The 17,300-nt window shown below is 56.6% G+C and carries 12 protein-coding genes; 6 read left to right on the plus strand and 6 right to left on the minus strand.

Going from position 1 to position 17,300, the window contains the following annotated elements; translation table 11 throughout:
- Positions 1-343: 343 nt before the first annotated feature.
- Positions 344-619, minus strand: a complete 276-nt coding sequence (locus GS611_RS13160) for a hypothetical protein (RefSeq protein ID WP_171636343.1) — start codon at positions 617-619, stop codon at positions 344-346.
- A 205-nt stretch (positions 620-824) separates the two neighbouring features.
- Here GS611_RS13160 and GS611_RS13165 point away from each other — a divergent pair, with 205 nt between their 5' ends.
- The gene (locus tag GS611_RS13165) at positions 825-1,679 is read left to right on the plus strand and encodes a glycosyltransferase family 2 protein (protein ID WP_171636345.1); all 855 of its coding nucleotides are present in this window, start codon (positions 825-827) and stop codon (positions 1,677-1,679) included.
- 73 nt (positions 1,680-1,752) lie between these two features.
- Here the strand turns inward: GS611_RS13165 and rfbA are convergent, their stop codons facing one another.
- The 5 genes from rfbA to GS611_RS13190 form a co-directional block, all read right to left on the minus strand.
- A complete protein-coding gene (gene rfbA, locus GS611_RS13170; RefSeq protein ID WP_171636347.1) occupies positions 1,753-2,619 on the minus strand; it encodes a glucose-1-phosphate thymidylyltransferase RfbA in 867 nt (288 codons plus the stop codon).
- Between the two features lie 18 nt (positions 2,620-2,637).
- Positions 2,638-3,501 carry a dTDP-4-dehydrorhamnose reductase gene (gene rfbD, locus GS611_RS13175; RefSeq protein WP_171636349.1) on the minus strand — a complete coding sequence of 288 codons (864 nt, stop codon included), beginning with the start codon at positions 3,499-3,501 and terminating at the stop codon, positions 2,638-2,640.
- Entirely contained in the window at positions 3,498-4,538 is a 1,041-nt protein-coding gene (gene rfbB, locus GS611_RS13180) for a dTDP-glucose 4,6-dehydratase (RefSeq protein WP_171636351.1), read from the minus strand. Before rfbB ends, rfbD begins: the two co-directional genes overlap by 4 nt.
- Positions 4,535-5,104, minus strand: coding sequence for a dTDP-4-dehydrorhamnose 3,5-epimerase (gene rfbC / locus GS611_RS13185; RefSeq protein ID WP_171636353.1), 570 nt, complete (start codon positions 5,102-5,104; stop codon positions 4,535-4,537). The genes rfbB and rfbC overlap by 4 nt, the downstream gene beginning before the upstream one ends.
- A 377-nt stretch (positions 5,105-5,481) precedes the next feature.
- The gene (locus GS611_RS13190) at positions 5,482-7,539 is read right to left on the minus strand and encodes a dockerin type I domain-containing protein (protein WP_216598281.1); all 2,058 of its coding nucleotides are present in this window, start codon (positions 7,537-7,539) and stop codon (positions 5,482-5,484) included.
- A 151-nt stretch (positions 7,540-7,690) separates the two neighbouring features.
- Between GS611_RS13190 and GS611_RS13195 the strand changes: the two genes are divergently transcribed.
- The 5 genes from GS611_RS13195 to GS611_RS13215 are packed head-to-tail and all read left to right on the plus strand — an operon-like array spanning position 7,691 to position 17,251.
- A complete protein-coding gene (locus GS611_RS13195) occupies positions 7,691-11,602 on the plus strand; it encodes an Ig-like domain-containing protein (RefSeq protein WP_253285038.1) in 3,912 nt (1,303 codons plus the stop codon).
- A 47-nt stretch (positions 11,603-11,649) separates the two neighbouring features.
- Positions 11,650-12,483 (plus strand): SapC family protein, encoded by an 834-nt coding sequence (locus GS611_RS13200; protein ID WP_171636354.1) that lies wholly within the window; start codon positions 11,650-11,652, stop codon positions 12,481-12,483.
- The gene (locus GS611_RS13205; RefSeq protein ID WP_171636355.1) at positions 12,470-13,813 is read left to right on the plus strand and encodes a TolC family protein; all 1,344 of its coding nucleotides are present in this window, start codon (positions 12,470-12,472) and stop codon (positions 13,811-13,813) included. Before GS611_RS13200 ends, GS611_RS13205 begins: the two co-directional genes overlap by 14 nt.
- Complete coding sequence (locus GS611_RS13210) at positions 13,810-15,957, plus strand: type I secretion system permease/ATPase (RefSeq protein ID WP_253285043.1); 2,148 nt, start codon at positions 13,810-13,812, stop codon at positions 15,955-15,957. The genes GS611_RS13205 and GS611_RS13210 overlap by 4 nt, the downstream gene beginning before the upstream one ends.
- Positions 15,941-17,251 carry an HlyD family type I secretion periplasmic adaptor subunit gene (locus GS611_RS13215; RefSeq protein ID WP_171636357.1) on the plus strand — a complete coding sequence of 437 codons (1,311 nt, stop codon included), beginning with the start codon at positions 15,941-15,943 and terminating at the stop codon, positions 17,249-17,251. Before GS611_RS13210 ends, GS611_RS13215 begins: the two co-directional genes overlap by 17 nt.
- The last annotated feature ends 49 nt before the right edge of the window (positions 17,252-17,300 follow it).

Below are 17,300 nucleotides of genomic sequence, written 5' to 3' on the forward strand. Positions count from 1 at the left end.
TTGGTCTGGTTCTGCAATCCCCAATACCAAACCGATACCTAAGGCTTTGGATGTTGTACCCAAATTATGCTCAACTCAGAGAACACTGTTGCACAAAACTCCCCCAGCGGCAATGACCACTCACCCGGGGATCATTCACACCAAGGGCGCCACGCAACCTTCTTCAAAGAACCATGTTTTGACAGGGTTTTATTTCGTGGCCTTTTCTGCGAAAGAAGCGGCATCCGCGTGGGCGTCGGGTTGAACCTCGTGAGCTCCCGCCGCACTTCAGTTGAGGTATGCTTGATACGCTTTTCAACAGCTTACCGATATCACTGGAAACCACGGCTTTGGCACTGTGAGATCATGCGAACGCGCGCAGGGTGTTGAGCGCACAGGCTTGCGTCCGCAACCATTTGCAGAACGTTTTGAGAACCGCCAACGCCTTCATTCCGGCAAGTGGTTGGCGCCGGAATTTCGATATCACCTTCAAGACATGTTGCGATTTACTGGTTTCAACCCGACGACTGGCAACAATCTGCTCATTCACCACGGCCACCGGAAATCGAAAATTTCCAAAGAGGTAAATCTTACCACTCCGATCAAACAGGCATTGCATCCCCTGACGCGGCTTCGCCATCCGGCCGCGCTTGATGATCGGTTTCCCGCCTTCGCTTCATAGGGGCAGAACCATTTCAATCATTTCTCAGATTGTCGTCGCGGAGCGCACAAGATCACGGACCGCTGCAGCAGCCCGGTTCCGTCGTACTGTAACCGGGGTTGACCCTAACTGTGTTTGAGAGGAAGTAACGATCAGGCCCATTCCACAGATACGGCAGGCAGGATTGTCACAGATTACGATCATAAGCGTTTGTTACAACAGCAGTGGCGTGCTGCCGGAGATGCTGAATTCCATCCCAGAGGGCGTGCCGACAATTTTGGTCGACAATGGCTCGGATGATATTGAAGCGGTTCGGCAAATGGCCGAGGTACATGGCGCAACTCTGATCGAAAGCCGCGACAACATCGGGTTTGGCCGCGCATGCAACCTTGGTGCCGCCAAGGCAACAACGGACCTGCTTTTATTTCTGAACCCGGATTCCCACTTGCTGCCCGGAGCATTGGACGCGTTGCAAGAGGGGGCTGACAATCATCCGGATGCGTCAGCCTTCAACCCTGCAATTCTGGACCGGAAAGGGGCACCTCGTTTCAGGCGATACAGTGTGATCATTCCCCGAAATGAAACCCTGCCCAGGAAAACAGCCGATTCCGACTTTGAATTGCCGGTCCTCGTCGGCGCTGCGTTCCTGGTCCGCCGCGAAGCGTTCGAAGAGGTCGGCGGGTTTGATCCCGAAATCTTTCTGTATCATGAGGACGATGATCTGAGCCTGCGGCTCAAAGCCGTTTGCGGGCCACTGTACTATGTCCACAACGCTCAGATGCGCCACGCCAGAGGCAAATCCTCGCCGGGAAGCCCAGCCATCGCTGGCCTGAAGGGCTGGTATATGGGGCAATCACGCGTTTATGTCGCCCGCAAGCATGAAGTCCCGATGGCTTTTGGTCGAGCCCTGGCATCGGCGCTTCTGCAAATGCTGTCACCGGTTGTGTTGTTTTCTACGAGAAAACGCGCCAAACAATGGGCTTTCTTGCGTGGCGTTTGGCATGGCCGGAATGTCCGACCAGCCCCGTTCAGACCTTGATCACAAAGCGTGAAGCAGCTTACCGCCCGTGCAAATTTCCGCCTGAACACGTAACCATGATACAGTTCGCGGCCTAGCTCAAAAGACCTTTCAGATAGGTGCCATACGTGGACTTGGCGAACAGTCGCGCACGCGCCTCAAGAGCCTCGTCGTCGATCCAGCCATTCGCCCAGGCGATTTCATCCAGGCTGCCGGTCTGCATACCCTGACGTTCCGTGATCGTTCGCACGAAGTTTCCCGCATCCAGCAAAGACCCGTGCGTGCCGGTATCCAGCCAGGCAAAACCGCGCCCCATAGTCTGCACATCCAGCAAACCTTCGTCCAGATACATTTCCAGCAGTGACGTGATTTCCAGCTCGCCGCGATCTGACGGTTTGACCTCATGCGCGCGGGCCGGAGCGTCGCCATCCAGAAAATAAAGACCTGTCACCGCGTAGTTCGACGGAGGCACCTTGGGTTTTTCGACGATCGCGCGGGCTTTGTTCCCTTCGAAATCCACAACTCCGTAGCGTTCTGGGTCAGCGACCCGGTACGCAAAAACCGTACCGCCGCGCTTCAGTTGATCCGCCTCGAGCAGCAGGTCCGGAAGGCCATGTCCGAAGAAGATGTTGTCACCCAGAATCAACGCAGACGGGGCACCGTCCAGAAAATCCTCGGCCAGTGTATAAGCCTGCGCCAGACCTTCAGGAGACGGTTGCACAATCCATGTCAAGGACAATCCGTATTGACTGCCATCCCCCAACAGGCGCTGAAACTGATCCTGATCCTGGGGGGTGGTGATGATCGCGATTTCGCGGATCTGCGACAGCATCAAAACACTCAGCGGGTAAAAGATCATCGGCTTGTCGTAGATCGGCAGCAATTGCTTCGATATCGCCATGGTGATCGGGTAAAGCCGGGTTCCGGACCCACCGGCAAGAATAATGCCTTTGCGCTGCATAATCTGTCCTTTCAAGGTTCAGCTGGTCGCTGACTTCAACTCGCTCAATATCTCGGCCAGTCCGGCTTTCCAGTCGGGTCTCTGGATTCCGAACACATTTTCCAGCCGCAAACAGTCCATACGTGAGTTCAGCGGCCTGGGCGCCGGCGTTGGGTAAGCCTCGGTTGGAATATCCTCGATTTCGACCGACAAGCCGGATTGATAAACAATTTCACGGGCGAAATCCGCCCAGCTGGCATCGGGTGCACCGGAATAGTGAAACACCCCCCCTTTGGCTTCGAGGCCGGCCTTGGCCATTTTCAGCAAGGTTTCGGCAATGTCGGCAGCAGGTGTTGGCCCGCCGATCTGATCAGCGACAATGGTCAGCTTGTCACGAGTCTCTGCCAGTCGGAGAATGGTCTTTGCAAAGTTCTTTCCGTGTGCCGAAAACACCCAGCTTGTGCGCAAAATGGCATAGTGACCGCCAGCCTCTGCGATCTGGTGTTCGCCGTCCAGCTTGGTTCGACCATAGGCCCCCAAGGGCCCGGTCGGGTCATCGGTGTTCCAGGGGGTCGGACCAGAGCCGTCAAAAACGTAATCCGTGGAAATATGCAGAAAAGGCAGGTTGCGGGCCGCGGCGGCACGCGCCATTGCTCCGGGTGAATCTCCGTTGATCCGTTGCGCCAGGTCGCTTTCTTCTTCGGCCTGGTCCACCGCCGTATAGGCGGCCGCATTGATGATCACGTCCGCATCCGTATGCCGGATGGCGTCTGCACATTGCGACGGGTCAGACAGGTCCGCCGCGGCGCGATCCAGAGCTTCAACCAAGACACCATGCGCCTGTCCGCGACGCCGCAACTCGGTCGCCACCTGCCCCCCGTGGCCGAACACCAGCGCCTTCATTTGGCAACACCCAGCCGCTCACCCACGCCACTGCGGGCCTGCAAGGCGTTCAGCCATGCACTGTTGTCCAGATACCACTGAACCGTCTGTTCCAGCCCGGTTTCGGGCGTGTAGGAGGGACGCCAGTTCAGTTCGGTGCGAATCCGGGTCGGATCGATGGCATAACGCTGATCGTGACCCGGGCGGTCAGCGACGAACGTGATCAAATCCGCATAGGGCGTTTCACCCGGCTTGAGGCGATTCAGGATCGAACACAGCATTCTGACAAGATCAAGATTGGTCATCTCATTCTCGCCACCGATATTGTAGCTGCGGCCCAGTTCACCCTTTTCGAGCACCAGCAACAGGGCTTCGGCATGGTCATCGACATGCAGCCAGTCGCGAATGTTGTCGCCTTTCCCGTATATCGGGATCGGTTTGCCCGCCAGCGCACTGAGGATGACAACGGGGATCAGCTTTTCCGGAAACTGGTAAGGGCCGTAGTTGTTAGAGCAATTGGTAAGAACCACTGGCAGGCCGTATGTTTCACGCCACGCCCGCACGAGATGATCCGATCCCGCTTTCGAGGCCGAATAGGGTGAGTTCGGCTGGTATGGGCTGTCTTCGGTGAAAAACCCGGTTTTACCCAAGGACCCAAAGACCTCGTCGGTTGATATATGGTGAAACCGAAAATGCTCGGGCCGGCCGGCACCCACCCAATAGGCGCGTGCGGCTTCCAACAATACATAGGTCCCGGTCAGGTTCGTGTCGATGAACGCGGCTGGGCCATCGATCGAACGGTCAACATGGCTTTCAGCGGCCAGATGCATGATCGCGTCTGGCTGGTGTCTGTCCAGTATCGCCGACATGGCGGCGGCATCCCGGATATCCGCATGTTCAAAAACGTATCCCGGCGCATCCGCGACAGAGGCAACATTGTCCAGACAGGCCGCGTAGGTCAGGGCATCGACATTGACGACCGTATGCCCATCGGCAATCGCACGACGGATAACGGCAGACCCGATAAAGCCCGCCCCGCCCGTAACCAGAATTTTCATTGTGTGTCCTCGAATACGAAAGGAGATTCAATTTCGCGCAGAAGTGGTGCGATCCGATCTTTCTCGGACAGCTGGGGTTCTGAATTGCTCTGTGGCCATTCAATGCCGATTTCGGGATCGTCCCAACGAACCGCGCCTTCAGTTTCCGGCGCGTAGGTATCAGAACACTTGTAGACGATCTCGGTCTCCGGCTCCAACGTCACGAACCCATGCGCGAACCCCGCAGGAACCAACAGCATCCGCCCGTTCTCGAAACTCAGTTCTTCGCCGACCCAGTGACCATAGGTGGGCGAACCTTTGCGGATATCGACCGCGACATCAAACAGCCGTCCACGACCGCAGCGCACCAGCTTGGCCTGCGCTCTTGGCGGAGCCTGAAAATGCAATCCGCGCACCGTGTTCACCGTGCTCGAAAGGGAATGATTGTCCTGAACGAATTGCGTATGAATCCCTTGTGCCGCAAAGCTGTCGGCATTGTAGGTTTCCTCAAAGAACCCGCGATGATCGCCAAAACGCTTCGGGGTGATCAGTTTCACTTCCGGAATGGAAAGCGCCAATATTTCCATTGTTACTAATTTTCATCTCTGTGTTGAAGTCTCGGCCTGCTATGTCACATTTGCTCCACCGACGCCAAGACCTATGTTGTCCGACCAGCAATTTGAGCGGCTTATCGGTTTCAAAGGTCAGGCGATTATCGCAGGCAACTTGCGATTCTGGTAGAATTCATTGAAATTATTGGACCATCTGCAAATGAAAGCACAGGGATGGAACAGATAACGAAGCCGCCGGCGCGACAACACTTGGGCCGAAAGCTAAAGCACCGCGTCATGGGGCGGCATCCGAGCGCTGAGGCTGGGTCGTGTCGATTTGGCGGCAAAAGCCAATCCGCACCTTACCGCTAAAAAAGATACAACTTTGCTTTGGCCTAGATATCTTTCGGCACTCAGGCCGCTTCGAGATTTCCCAACAGGATGGAGGTCATGTCCACGTTGATGACCCCATCCACCGCCACAACATCGACACCCGTCTGATAGGTTACATTGTCCTTGGTTATTCCGGAAAGGTCCGCGTTCTCATCCAGAAATACCCATTCAGGGTCATGGGCCGTGGGCTGCCCGACGGCGACTTGCAAAATTGCAAGCGCATCCAGGGCGTTCACGGTGCCATCCCTGTTGACGTCTGCCGCTATCAGGTTTTCCGCGGTCGCTGGACCCCATGTCGGGTCAAGACCAACCGAGATACGCAACACTTGCAAAGCGTCCAGCGCGTCAATCTTCCCGCTTGCCGTGGAATAGTGTTTGGTGATGTCCAGCACTCCGGGAAAGGTGCCATCGGGCAATTCCAGATCAAACCGCCCCTGACTATCTGCGGTGGCGGATACCGTACCCCCGCCGTCCGGCGTGAACCGGATTTCCGCATCCGTCAGCCCCGGATTCGCAACCTGGCTGTCCACCGTAATCTGCCCGACCAATCCATCAGAGCTGCCCGGTGTCAGCCCGCCCAGGTCCCCGAAATCTACCGGGATGTGATCCGGTCCGGCGAAGCCTGCGCCAAAGATATCCGTGCTTGTCAAAGCGCCGCCCGACGCGGATTGGACCTGCACGATCTCGCCGCGATATTCGATCTGAGCCCCGTTTGCTGTGCTGGTAAAGGTCAGTTGCTGAGGCGACCGCAACAGCAGGTAGTCGAACATATCCAGACGATCCAGGCCCGCCTGAAAATCGGTTATTGTGGTCAGACCGCTACCGGACTGCATCACGAAGATGTCGGCCCCTGCACCACCTGACATCGTCGTCGCACCCTTCCCCGCGATGAGAATGTCGTCTCCGGCGCCTCCTAAAAGGGTCGTGTCCAGAATACCGCCGCTGAGGATATCGTCCGACGCGCTCCCGTTCACGGTACCGAACCCCTTGCGCACCACCCCCAGATCATCGACCGGGACCGTCAGGACGTTCACCCCGGCATCCTGTTGTGATGTCACGAGAATTTGCAGCTCGTCGCCCAAATGTGCAACCGCCAGCGATTCGACATTCTGCAATCCACTGGCCAGCGTATCCGCGAAACTGTCCATATGAACAAGTTGACCTTCGGGTGTCAGAGTGAACAGAGACAGGCCATCATCGCCGCCGCCTGCAACCACAAACACCCGACCGTTCACGTCTATGACCGCCAGATCCTGAACCGATTCAAACCGCGTATGAAGCGTATCAAGCACATGGTCCGTCGCCTTTAAACTTCCATCGCTGCTCAATTGAAGAACACTGAGAGAGTTGCTGCCGGACCCTGCCACCACGACCCAGGATTTGCCGTATGCCTCTACGGTCTCGACATCTGTTGGGGTTGAAACACCTAGGGTTCCGAGAGCCGAGTCATTGTTGATCTCGGTTAACGTGCCGGTGCCGGAATCGATGCGATATGTCGAGACAGAGTTTGTTGCCGCGTCACTTGAGATCAGAAAATGTTCCGAACCCGACCGCAACGTCTGCATGGCATCCGACGTGCCGGCAATCAAACCCGCAAGACTGAGCGTCCCGTTCGCGTTCACATGATAGGTTCCGATATTGCCAGTACCCTCATGCGCCATCGCAAGGACATCCGAAGACCCCAGTGAAAACTGTATGATGGCCGAGATATCTCCGCCTCCGTTGAGCACACCCGTTTCCTTCAGGTTACCGATCGTTCCGTCCGCGTTCACGTCATACCCGACCAGGCCCGTGGCAGTATTGATATCCAGCGCGATCTGCTCGGTTCCCGCCAGCGTTATTGGCGTGGCACTGCGCCCCACCTGGAAGGTGATCGAACCGCTGTAATACTCGGTATCAACCAGCTGCGGCAGGGCACCGTCGGCCAGCCGCCAGACCGCGACACCGCCACCCGGGCCGGTCACCGTGTAGAGATACGTATTCCCGTTAAGCGTTTTTAAAGCCGTATCGCCGATACCTGAATCGAGCGCCGTGCTCCCCGTTGCCACTACACTTTCGAACTGAAGCATCACAGCCATCACCTCCTGCGCCACCCCTGGCAGTTACGGCAAGATGACCAGATGAGCAGACCGAAACCGAAGCAGAATTGTGGTGAAAACGAGAAGTTCGGTTTCAGTTTAACTCAATTTTTTCAGGTCCGATCGCAACGGCAACAAATGGGAAAGACAGATGAGCAAAACGCCAAACAGCACATCCTTTCCTGTTGCGATGATCGCGGACTCCACATGCGAGGGCAAGATGACCAAAGCACCTGAGGCCAACAATCGTCCGGCGGCTGACTCAACGGACGGAGATCGCAAATCTCAAGTTCAACAATGGATCAAGGGAAAGCTTGGTCGTTGGGCGGGTCGCGGCGCGGCTGGCGGCCTCATGTCCACATTGATGGCCTTGCCTGCCTTGTCACAAGCAACCATCGAAGAGCTTTACGCCTTCCAGTTTGCAGAGACAATTCCGGGTGTGCGCTCCGCCAAGTTGCTGAAAAACGGCGATGTTCTTCTGAAAATGGCTGACAGTCGGACGATGATCGTGGCGGCGGAAAACGTGCAGGTCCTGGACAGCGGCGCAATCATGATCACAGAAGAGGCGGTTGCTGAAATCGCCCAGTTCAGCGCAGCTGAAGCTGGCGCAGCAGCTGGCGGAATCAGCGGCGCCGGGGCTGCACTGGGCGGCCTCGGGCTGGCTGGTGCAGCTGCCGCTGTGGGCGGAGGTGGCGGCGGCGGCGGCGATTCCCCGGAACCTGTCGCGCCAGAGCCTAAACCCCAACCCCAACCGGAACCGAGCTATACCAGCCTGAACCTGGCCGAACTTCAGGCAACGGCATTGAACAGCGCCCTTACCAATGCTGCCGCACCCGAAGGAACATCGACAGTCGAGGTCACGATAGGTTCGCTTGTCAAAACCGTAACGCCCAACGATGACGGCAGTTGGAGCGTTTCTCTCACTTCGGCCGAAGCCAATGCGCTTCCGCAAGGCGTCTCTACGGTGACAGTCAGGCACCTGGACGATTCAGGCACGGAACTGTCAACCGAATCCGTCAAGTTCGATATTGATACAATTCCTCCAACCCTGTCGATCAGCGGGTTTTCCGATGGCGCTGTTTTGAATTCGATCGAACAGGCAACGGATCTGACGGTCACCGGAACAACCGATGCAGAAGACGGGCAGACCGTTACCGTCTCAACGAACGGGCAAAACTATTCTGGCACGGTATCCAACGGACACTGGAGCGTCACTGTCCCGGCGGCAGACCTCTCGGGCCTTCCTGATGGCGCGACGATTGACGTTACCGCGGATGTTGCCGACGCGGCGGGAAATTCCGCACCACAGGCGAGCGGAAGCTTTGATACTGATTTCACTGCACCAACTGTTTCTCTGGATCCCGTGGCTGGCGGCTCGATAGAACTGATCGACGTAGCCGGCGACCTGGCCTTGACCGGTTCCACCACGGCAGAGGATGGTCAGACCATCATCGTCACGTTCAACGGACAAGTGCATACAAGCACCGCGTCTGGCGGAAGCTGGAGTGTAACGATCCCCAATTCCGATTTGAGCAGTCTTACCACCGGAGTGCCGGCATCTGTTCTGGTAGCCGTCGAGGACGTGTCGGGCAATCCGGCAGTACCGCTTCTTGTATCGGTTCCCGTGGACCTGACCGGCCCTTCCATTTCTATATCACCGCTTCCTGTTGGGTCCGTACTGAACGCAGCCGAAGCCGGATCCGACTTGACCATCAGCGGGCTGACGTCAAACGTTGAGGATGGTCAGCAAGTTACTGTAACCCTCGATGGTCAAACATATTCCGGCACAGTATCTGGCGGGGCCTGGAACGTGACTGTGCCAGCTGGGGATCTGGCGTCCTTGTCGGATGGAGGCAACTTCTCTGTTATCGCAGATGTCGACGACGCCAGTGGCGTCACGGCACCGCAGGCCGCAGTGACATTTTCCAAGGATGTGACCGCGCCGACGCTTAGCATCGACAGTTTCTCGGACGGAGCTGTCATGAACGCATCCGAGCGGGCCACGGATCTTTCCATCTCGGGCAGTACGACAGCTGAAGACGGACAAATTGTAACTGTCAGTCTGAACGGGCAGTCCTATAGCGCAACGGTTTCTGGCGGCAATTGGAGCGTAACCGTACCTGCTTCGGATCTGGCAGGTCTTTCTGACGCGGCGACCGTCACCGTAACCGCGGATGTCTCGGACGCTGCCGGGAATCCGGCCTTGCAAGCGAACAACAGCTTTACCACCGATTTCACGCCACCGACGATCGGAATTTCAACCGTATCCGACGGGGCCGTCATGAACGCCGTTGAACAAGGAACCGACCTGACAGTGTCAGGAACGTCCGATGCGCCGGACGGAACAGTTGTTACCGTCGAAATCACGCGCGCTGACGGCACTACGGACGTTTCCGGAACAGCAACGGTAACCGGGGGCACTTGGACCTATACGGCAACCGTGACAGATTTGTCTGCTCTGCAAGACAACGAAACTTACAATGTCAATGCGTCGATCTCGGACGCGACGGGAAACCACAATCAAACCACGACAAGCTTTGCCACTGACTTCACAGCACCTTCAATAACCATAAACAGTCTGCCCGTGGGTGCCGTGTTGGACGTGACCGAAAGGGGCGTGGATCTTGCAATCTCAGGCACGACCACGGCTGAAGATGGCCAGACCGTTTCGGTCACATTCGGCGGGCAAACCTATACTGGCGTCGCATCAAATGGCTCGTGGGCAGTTACCGTTCCAGCAAATGATCTTGGAATGCTCTCTGACGGAACGAGCTATTCCATTTCCGCCACTGTTGACGATCTGGCCGGAAACAGCTCGGCCGCGGCGAACAGCTCACTTTCCACAGATTTTCGCCCCTTGTTGACGTTGAACGATGTCGGGGTCAACAATTCGATTGGTCTTGCCGATGCCAAGGCCTCCGGGATTACTATCGGCGGGTCATCGACCGGATTGTCAGTCGGCCAGTCGGTGGATGTCACGTTAAACGGCAGTTCGGTCGGATCTGCAACGGTGGCCGCAGACGGATCCTGGTCGCTGGCTGTCGCGGCGTCCAACTTTTCGGCAGTAGAGGCAGGTGATGACCTTGTCTTTTCCGCGCAGGCGACAGTTGCGGGTAGACCAGATCCGCTGCCGGTTTCCGAGCAAGCCGTTGCGCACGAACCCGCCGCCTATGTGATTTCTGAAGTTGGGCGCTCGGGATCTACAGTGACGTTCGCAATCTATGCCGAAGCCGACCGCGATATCTCTGGTGGTCTGGCGTTGACGGCAGAGCTCGGATTTGACCCTTCGGTTGTCACCTTCAACTCTGCATCGGTTTCGGAAAACAACGCCTTCGATTTGTTTTTGGCCAGCCCAGGCGCCGGGGGCGCGACGAATTTTGCCGGGGCCGCGACAACCTTTACAGATCTTTCTCAGCCGCTTGTCACTTTCACGATGACGATCCAGGACTCCAGCCAGCCTATTGAACTGACGATCAAAACGTCTGATGGCGGGCCAACGACAGTGCAGTTTGGCACCAATGGTGATGACACGCTCAACGCTACGAATACGGACACTATCACGCGCGGCGGTGTCGGCGACGATACCATTGATGTTTCTGCAGCAGGGCGAGACATCGTCGTCTTCGAGGCGGACCCGGCCAGCAATGGTACAGATATTGTGACTGGCTTTACGATTGGCCCGGCTGCGGATGTAACTGACGCACTGATGTTCCGCGGGCTGGACACCAATACGCTCCGCGGTGATGGCACCGGGTTCGAATTGCTTTCCACCGGGGACACGTTGGGCACAAACACCGGATTTGTCGGCCTCAGCACGGTACTCACAGACCTCAACCTCAGCACAATCGAAGCCGCTGTCGAGAGTCTTGCCGGAGCCATGGCGGGCGATGAACTTTACGTGATGGCAACCGACGGAACAAACAGTGTTTTGGTCAAGGTAGATTTCCAGGCGGCGAACGATGCCAGCGTTGAAACCGTGGCCACGTTCCAAGACCTGAGCGATCTGAGCGGCCTGACCGCAGATAACATCCTGCACACCGACCCGACCGGGGCAACGGCCTGATCCAGACCGGCGCACATACAGACGTAATTCAACATCATGAGGCAGTTATGGCACAGAATGGCTTAACTCCGGTCAGTCTTGGACGACATGGTCATCGGTTCTGGCGGCGGTTCACCTCGTTCGATTTCGCAGGGACTATGGCAGATTGCCCTGTGGTCGAAGCAGAAATTCTTCAGGCCGCCGCCACATTTCCAATCACTTTTCGGAAATCTGAACACGGCTTTTACCCAGTGGCTGTTTTGTCCATGCAACCAGACCAGCCTACGCCATTTGTATCAGCACATGGCAAATGGCTGGCGACTTATGTGCCATGCGTCTTGCGCTGTGCTCCGTTTCGGCCACGACTGATTGAATCGGATGGTGACGGCAGTGACGAATTGCTTGTCGACGAAACGGCGGGGCTTATCACTGACAATCCGGAGGACGAGGTATTCTTCGACACATCTGGGCAATTTGCGCCGGAACTGAAAAAAGTCGCAGCCTTTTTTCGCGCCCTGCAAGAGTCGATGAAATACACAACTCATCTGTGTCGTGTTCTTGCTGACATGGGATTGTTTGGTCCGCTTACCTCTTTTCAGGGGGTTGAGTTTCCGAGCGGGCATTTTGGCGTCACGCAGAAAGCCCTGGAGAAAATTCCCCGCGCGCACTTGTCACTGCTTACATCGAATGGGGGTTTGCGACTGATTCACGCTCATCAGATTTCGCTGACCCATAGTATCTGGCTGACACATGCACATGCTCGCGCACATCGGGAAGCTGATAGTTCTCTGACACAACAGACCACCGGTGTTTCAGGGTTCTTGGACGCGTTGGTTGCGGCGCAACAGAAAGAAGAAGCCATGGACCATTGCAGTCAGGAGGGTCATCATGCGTTCCTGTAAAGCAGTGTTGTCCTGGGTTGCGTTCGCTCTGCTTGCAATAGCGTTGTCCGCCTGCACGCCCCCTCCTGATTTGACTCCAGTGGCAGTGTCCTTTGCACCCGGGACCACCGGTGCAGGGGCAGCAAAGCCATCGGCAAAGCTCAGCAGTAGTGCATTCGGGCAACGCGTGCGCCAGGCGGTGGAGACAAGCCCGACACTGGCGCAAAGTAATACCAGGATGGATATCGCATCAGCCAATCAAGATGCAGCGGAAGGCGCCTTTCTTCCGCAAATCTCGTTGGGAATAAATGCACGGTCCGAACGGGTCGAATCTGATATTGCAGATGTTTCACCCTATCTGAGAATTTCACAATTGGTTTATGACGGTGGGGCTGCCTCGGGGGATCTGACGGCAGCCCGGGCACGTGTTCTGGAAACACGGGGCGATCAGATTCAGACGGCATCGGCCACGGCGCTGGCCGCCATCGAGACCTATGTGCTTGTCATTGATCAAAGAAAAATACTCCGCATCGCGGCCGACAATGTCTCGGTTCATGAAGAACTGGTGCGTCAGATTTCGGACCGCACAGCGGGCGGCGCCGGTTCAAATGCAGATGTTCTGGCCGCTCAGTCCAGAATGGCAGATGCACGCACAAGACTGGCTGACGCGCGATCACGAACTGATCGGGCCGAAGCGCGGTTTCGAGAAGTGTTCGGGACTTTTCCCGGATCATTGCCCCCTCCTGTACCAGCCCCACCGCTGAATAGAAGTGATGCCCAGATCGTGATGAACAGCCCTCAGATCCGTAGGGCGGATGCCAGCTTGCTGGCAGCCAAAGCCGAATGGTCGGCCGCTCAGGCACGGCGCAAACCGAACGTTCGGGTCGCCGCATTTGCCAACCAGGATGACACTCGGGATGCAAATTTTGGCGTGGATCTTTCTTTCAACTACGAGCTGGACAGCACCGGCCAACGCCGCGCCGCCATCGCCGCCGCAGAAGCAAAGGTGAAAGAAGCGGAGTTCGCGCGAGAGCAATTGGTTCGCGAAATCATGCGGGAGCTGGGCTTTATTCGATCCGATCAAAAAGCAGGCGCGGAACGGCTGCGCGCGGCCCGTATTGCGGCAAGTGCCAATGCCGACAGTGTTGCTGCATCCCGCGCACAGTTCTCGATCGGGCGTCGCAGCCTGATCGAAATCCTGGACGCTCAACGCGATTACGTAAATGCGCAAGAACGCCTGATTCTGGCCGAACAGAGTTATTTTCTGACCAACTACGCGGCTCTGAGCCTTACCGGAGACATTCTGGGCTTGCTCGGAATTTCGCTTGGCAATTGGATCGAAGTGAAATGAGCACGTTGAAATCAATGCAGGACCGCGCCCGTTTGACATGCTACGAAGCCTGCATTCTGAATATCGCAGCGACGCTTGAACGCCCTCTGACCCTTGCAACGATCCAGGCGTCGCAGACCGGTTCGGACGGGGATCTGACTGTTCGTGACATCCTCTCGGTGGCGGAATACACTGGTCTACAGGCGGGCTATGGCGAGCGGTGCTTCGCGAGTTTTGACGAAGCATTGGCCCCGGCCTTGTTGCTGATGACCGAAAACAAGGCTGTTGTGTACCATGGCCGCGCAAAAAACGGTGCCTTGCTGATCTATGACCCGGAACTTGGTGAAGGAATCGGCGAAGTTTCAGAAGAACAGCTGGCCAATTTATACACCGGTTTCGCGGTCTTGTTTCGGCGAAATCATACAGATGAACTGGACGCCGGTCACACGGGTAACCGAGGTCATTGGTTTCGCGCGGCGTTGTCCGCCAATCGATGGACCTACATACAGGTTGCTCTCGCTGCGGCTCTGGCAAACCTTCTTGGCTTGTCGACCTCAGTTTTCATCATGGTTGTCTATGATCGCGTGTTGCCCAATGAGGCAACCGAATCGCTTATTGCCTTGACGGCGGGCGTAGCTCTGGCGCTGCTATTTGACTTCGTGCTGAAATTGCTGCGAGCGGCGTTTATCGACAAGGCCGGGCAAAAAGCCGACTTGTTCATGGGGCGGCGAATTTTCGACCACGTTCTGAACATCCAGATGAAGTCACGCGCGGGTTCCACCGGCGCCATGACCAGTACCATCCGTGAGTTCGAGACCCTGCGTGAGTTCTTCACATCCGCAACGCTTGTTGCCGTCGTGGATCTGCCGTTCATCGGGTTGTTCGTATTTGTGATTTACCTGGTCGGCGGACAACTGGCATTGGTCCCGGCTCTGGCCGTGCCTGTGGTTCTGCTGACAGGTTTGGCCGTACAGCCGCTTCTGTCGCGCATGGCAGAAAAGAGCCTGTCCGACGGGCAATCCAAACAGTCGGTCCTCGTAGAAGCCGTCTCGGGCCTTGAAACGATAAAGACAACAGCAGCGGGCCGGCAAATGCGTTCCCGATGGGAGCAGGCGATAGAACGACAATCCTCGCACGGTGCTCAGAGCCGGGCCGTTACACAATTTGCTCTCAACCTGACCGGTTTTACGCAACAAGCGGCACAGGTGTTGATCGTATTTTATGGTGTTTTTCTGATCACAGACGGCCAGACCAGCATGGGCGCTTTGGTTGCCTCGGTAATGCTGACAGGGCGGGCCCTGGCACCCTTGGGGCAGTTAGCGCAGACGTTGACAAGGCTTAACCAAGCCCGAAGTGCATACCGAAATCTCAACGCGCTGATGATGGCGGAAAGCGAACGCCCACTAGGCCGAACATGGGTGAACCGGCCCCATTTCAAAGGAGCGATCGCCTTCAACAACGTGTATTTTTCCTACCCTGACCAAGGGGAAGATACCCTGCAAGGCGTTTCATTCACGATCAAACCGGGTGAAAAAGTGGCGATCCTTGGTCAGATTGGCTGCGGTAAAAGCACCATCGCACGTCTGATGCTGGGATTGTACGCGCCGCGTGTTGGATCTGTTACGTTCGACGGTCTTGATATCCGCCAGATCGATCCTGGCGATCTGCGCCGCAATATCGGATCCGTCTTACAGGACATATGGCTCTTTTCCGGATCAGTCCGGGACAATATCGCAAGCGGTGCAATCCGGCCAAAAGATCACGAACTGATCGAAGCAGGCCGCGCCGCCGGGGTTGAGGATTTCGTGGCCAACCATCCCGGGGGTTACGATCTTCAACTCGCGGAACGCGGCGAAGGCCTCTCTGGCGGACAGCGTCAAGCCATTGCCCTGGCAAGGGCACTCATAGGCCGTCCGCCGGTTCTCTTGCTGGATGAACCAACAAGCGCGATGGATGTCAAAACCGAAGCCCAGGTTATCCAACGTCTGAAAGAATGCACGGTAGAGTCCACCATGGTTGTCATTACACACAGAACCAGCCTGTTGGAGCTTGTTGACAGAGTCATCATCCTTGAACACGGGAAAATCGCGGCGGATGGCCCCAAAAGCATGCTGACGCAACATGTTCGCCGGACAGGGAGGCACCTGAATGTCGCAGCATCCTGATCTGGCCACCCTGGCGCGCGAGATGCAGGGACGCTCTCCTGTTCGGAGTTCCTTGCTGCTTTTGGTGATTTTGCTCTGCCTGATCGCCGCCCTATTGTGGGCGCACCTGACTGAACTGGACGATGTCACGCGCGTGGACGGCCGGATCGTGCCTTCCGGAGACATCCAGCTGATCGAAGCCACCGAGCCCGGCGTATTGCAGTCGTTGCATGTGCGCGAAGGCCAACTGGTCGAAAAAGGTTCTCTGCTTATGGAACTGGAAACAACCCAAATTGACAGTCAGCTCAGTCAGGAACAGCAACGCGCGTTCGGGCTGATGGCGCGCATCCAACGCCTTCGGTCCGAAATTGATGGGACACAACTGGATTTCGATGTTCAACTGATCAACGGCGCGCCTACCGTCGTGCAATCTGAAACTGCACTGTACCAAGGCCGGCGGGCCGAGTTGGAGGCAGAAATAGCCATCTTGGAGCGTCAGCGTCAGCAAAAACAGCGAGAATTTGAGGAAGGCCTGGTCGATCAAGTGACGGCAGAGGAAACCTTGCTGGTCCTGGCTGAAGAAAGGGCGATCATGGCGCCGCTGGTCGAGCGTCAAATGGAGCCTGCAACAACATTGCTTGCGTTGCGACGAAGTGAAGCCGAATGGCGCGGTCGCAAGGTGCGGGCAGAAGCCGTAACCAACAGATTGCAAACGGGCTTGGACGAAATCGACGATCGAATTCAAGCGGTGCGAAGCCGGTTTCGCAGCGCCGCGCTGACGGACCTGGCGCTTGCCACTGCCGAGCTGGCTGCCTTGCAACCCGCCCTGCCCGCTTTGCGCGACCGGGCCTCAAGGGCGCAGGTTCGGTCTCCGGTACGCGGCATTGTAAACCGGATTCATCGCTCTACCATTGGCGGTCTTGCCCGCAGTGGAGAGGACCTTGTTGAAATCGTGCCGCTGGACGACACATTGCTGGTTGAAGCCTATGTAAAGCCCGAGGACATTGCGTTTCTGCATTCTGGTCAGCCTGTGAAGGTCAAAATCACGGCTTATGATTTTGCACGATACGGAGCGTTGGATGGGGAAATCATCCGCATCGGAGCAGATACGGTCACTCGATCTGAGCGTAATGACGAAGAGGTCTTTGTGGTCGAGATTCGAACCAAAAGCACCATGCTTGATGGGAATGGCATAGCAGTCGAAATCATACCTGGAATGATCGCCGAAGTCGACATTCTGTCGGGTCGCAAAACAGTGCTGGACTATATTCTGCAACCGGTTGTGAAGATAAAGGATCAGGCATTGCGCGAATGAGCGATGGGGCAATTGGGGACAGACATGTCACTTCCGATACGGAAATCTC

Source organism: Ruegeria sp. HKCCD6119 (assembly GCF_013110585.1).
Classification (GTDB): Bacteria; Pseudomonadota; Alphaproteobacteria; order Rhodobacterales; family Rhodobacteraceae; genus Ruegeria.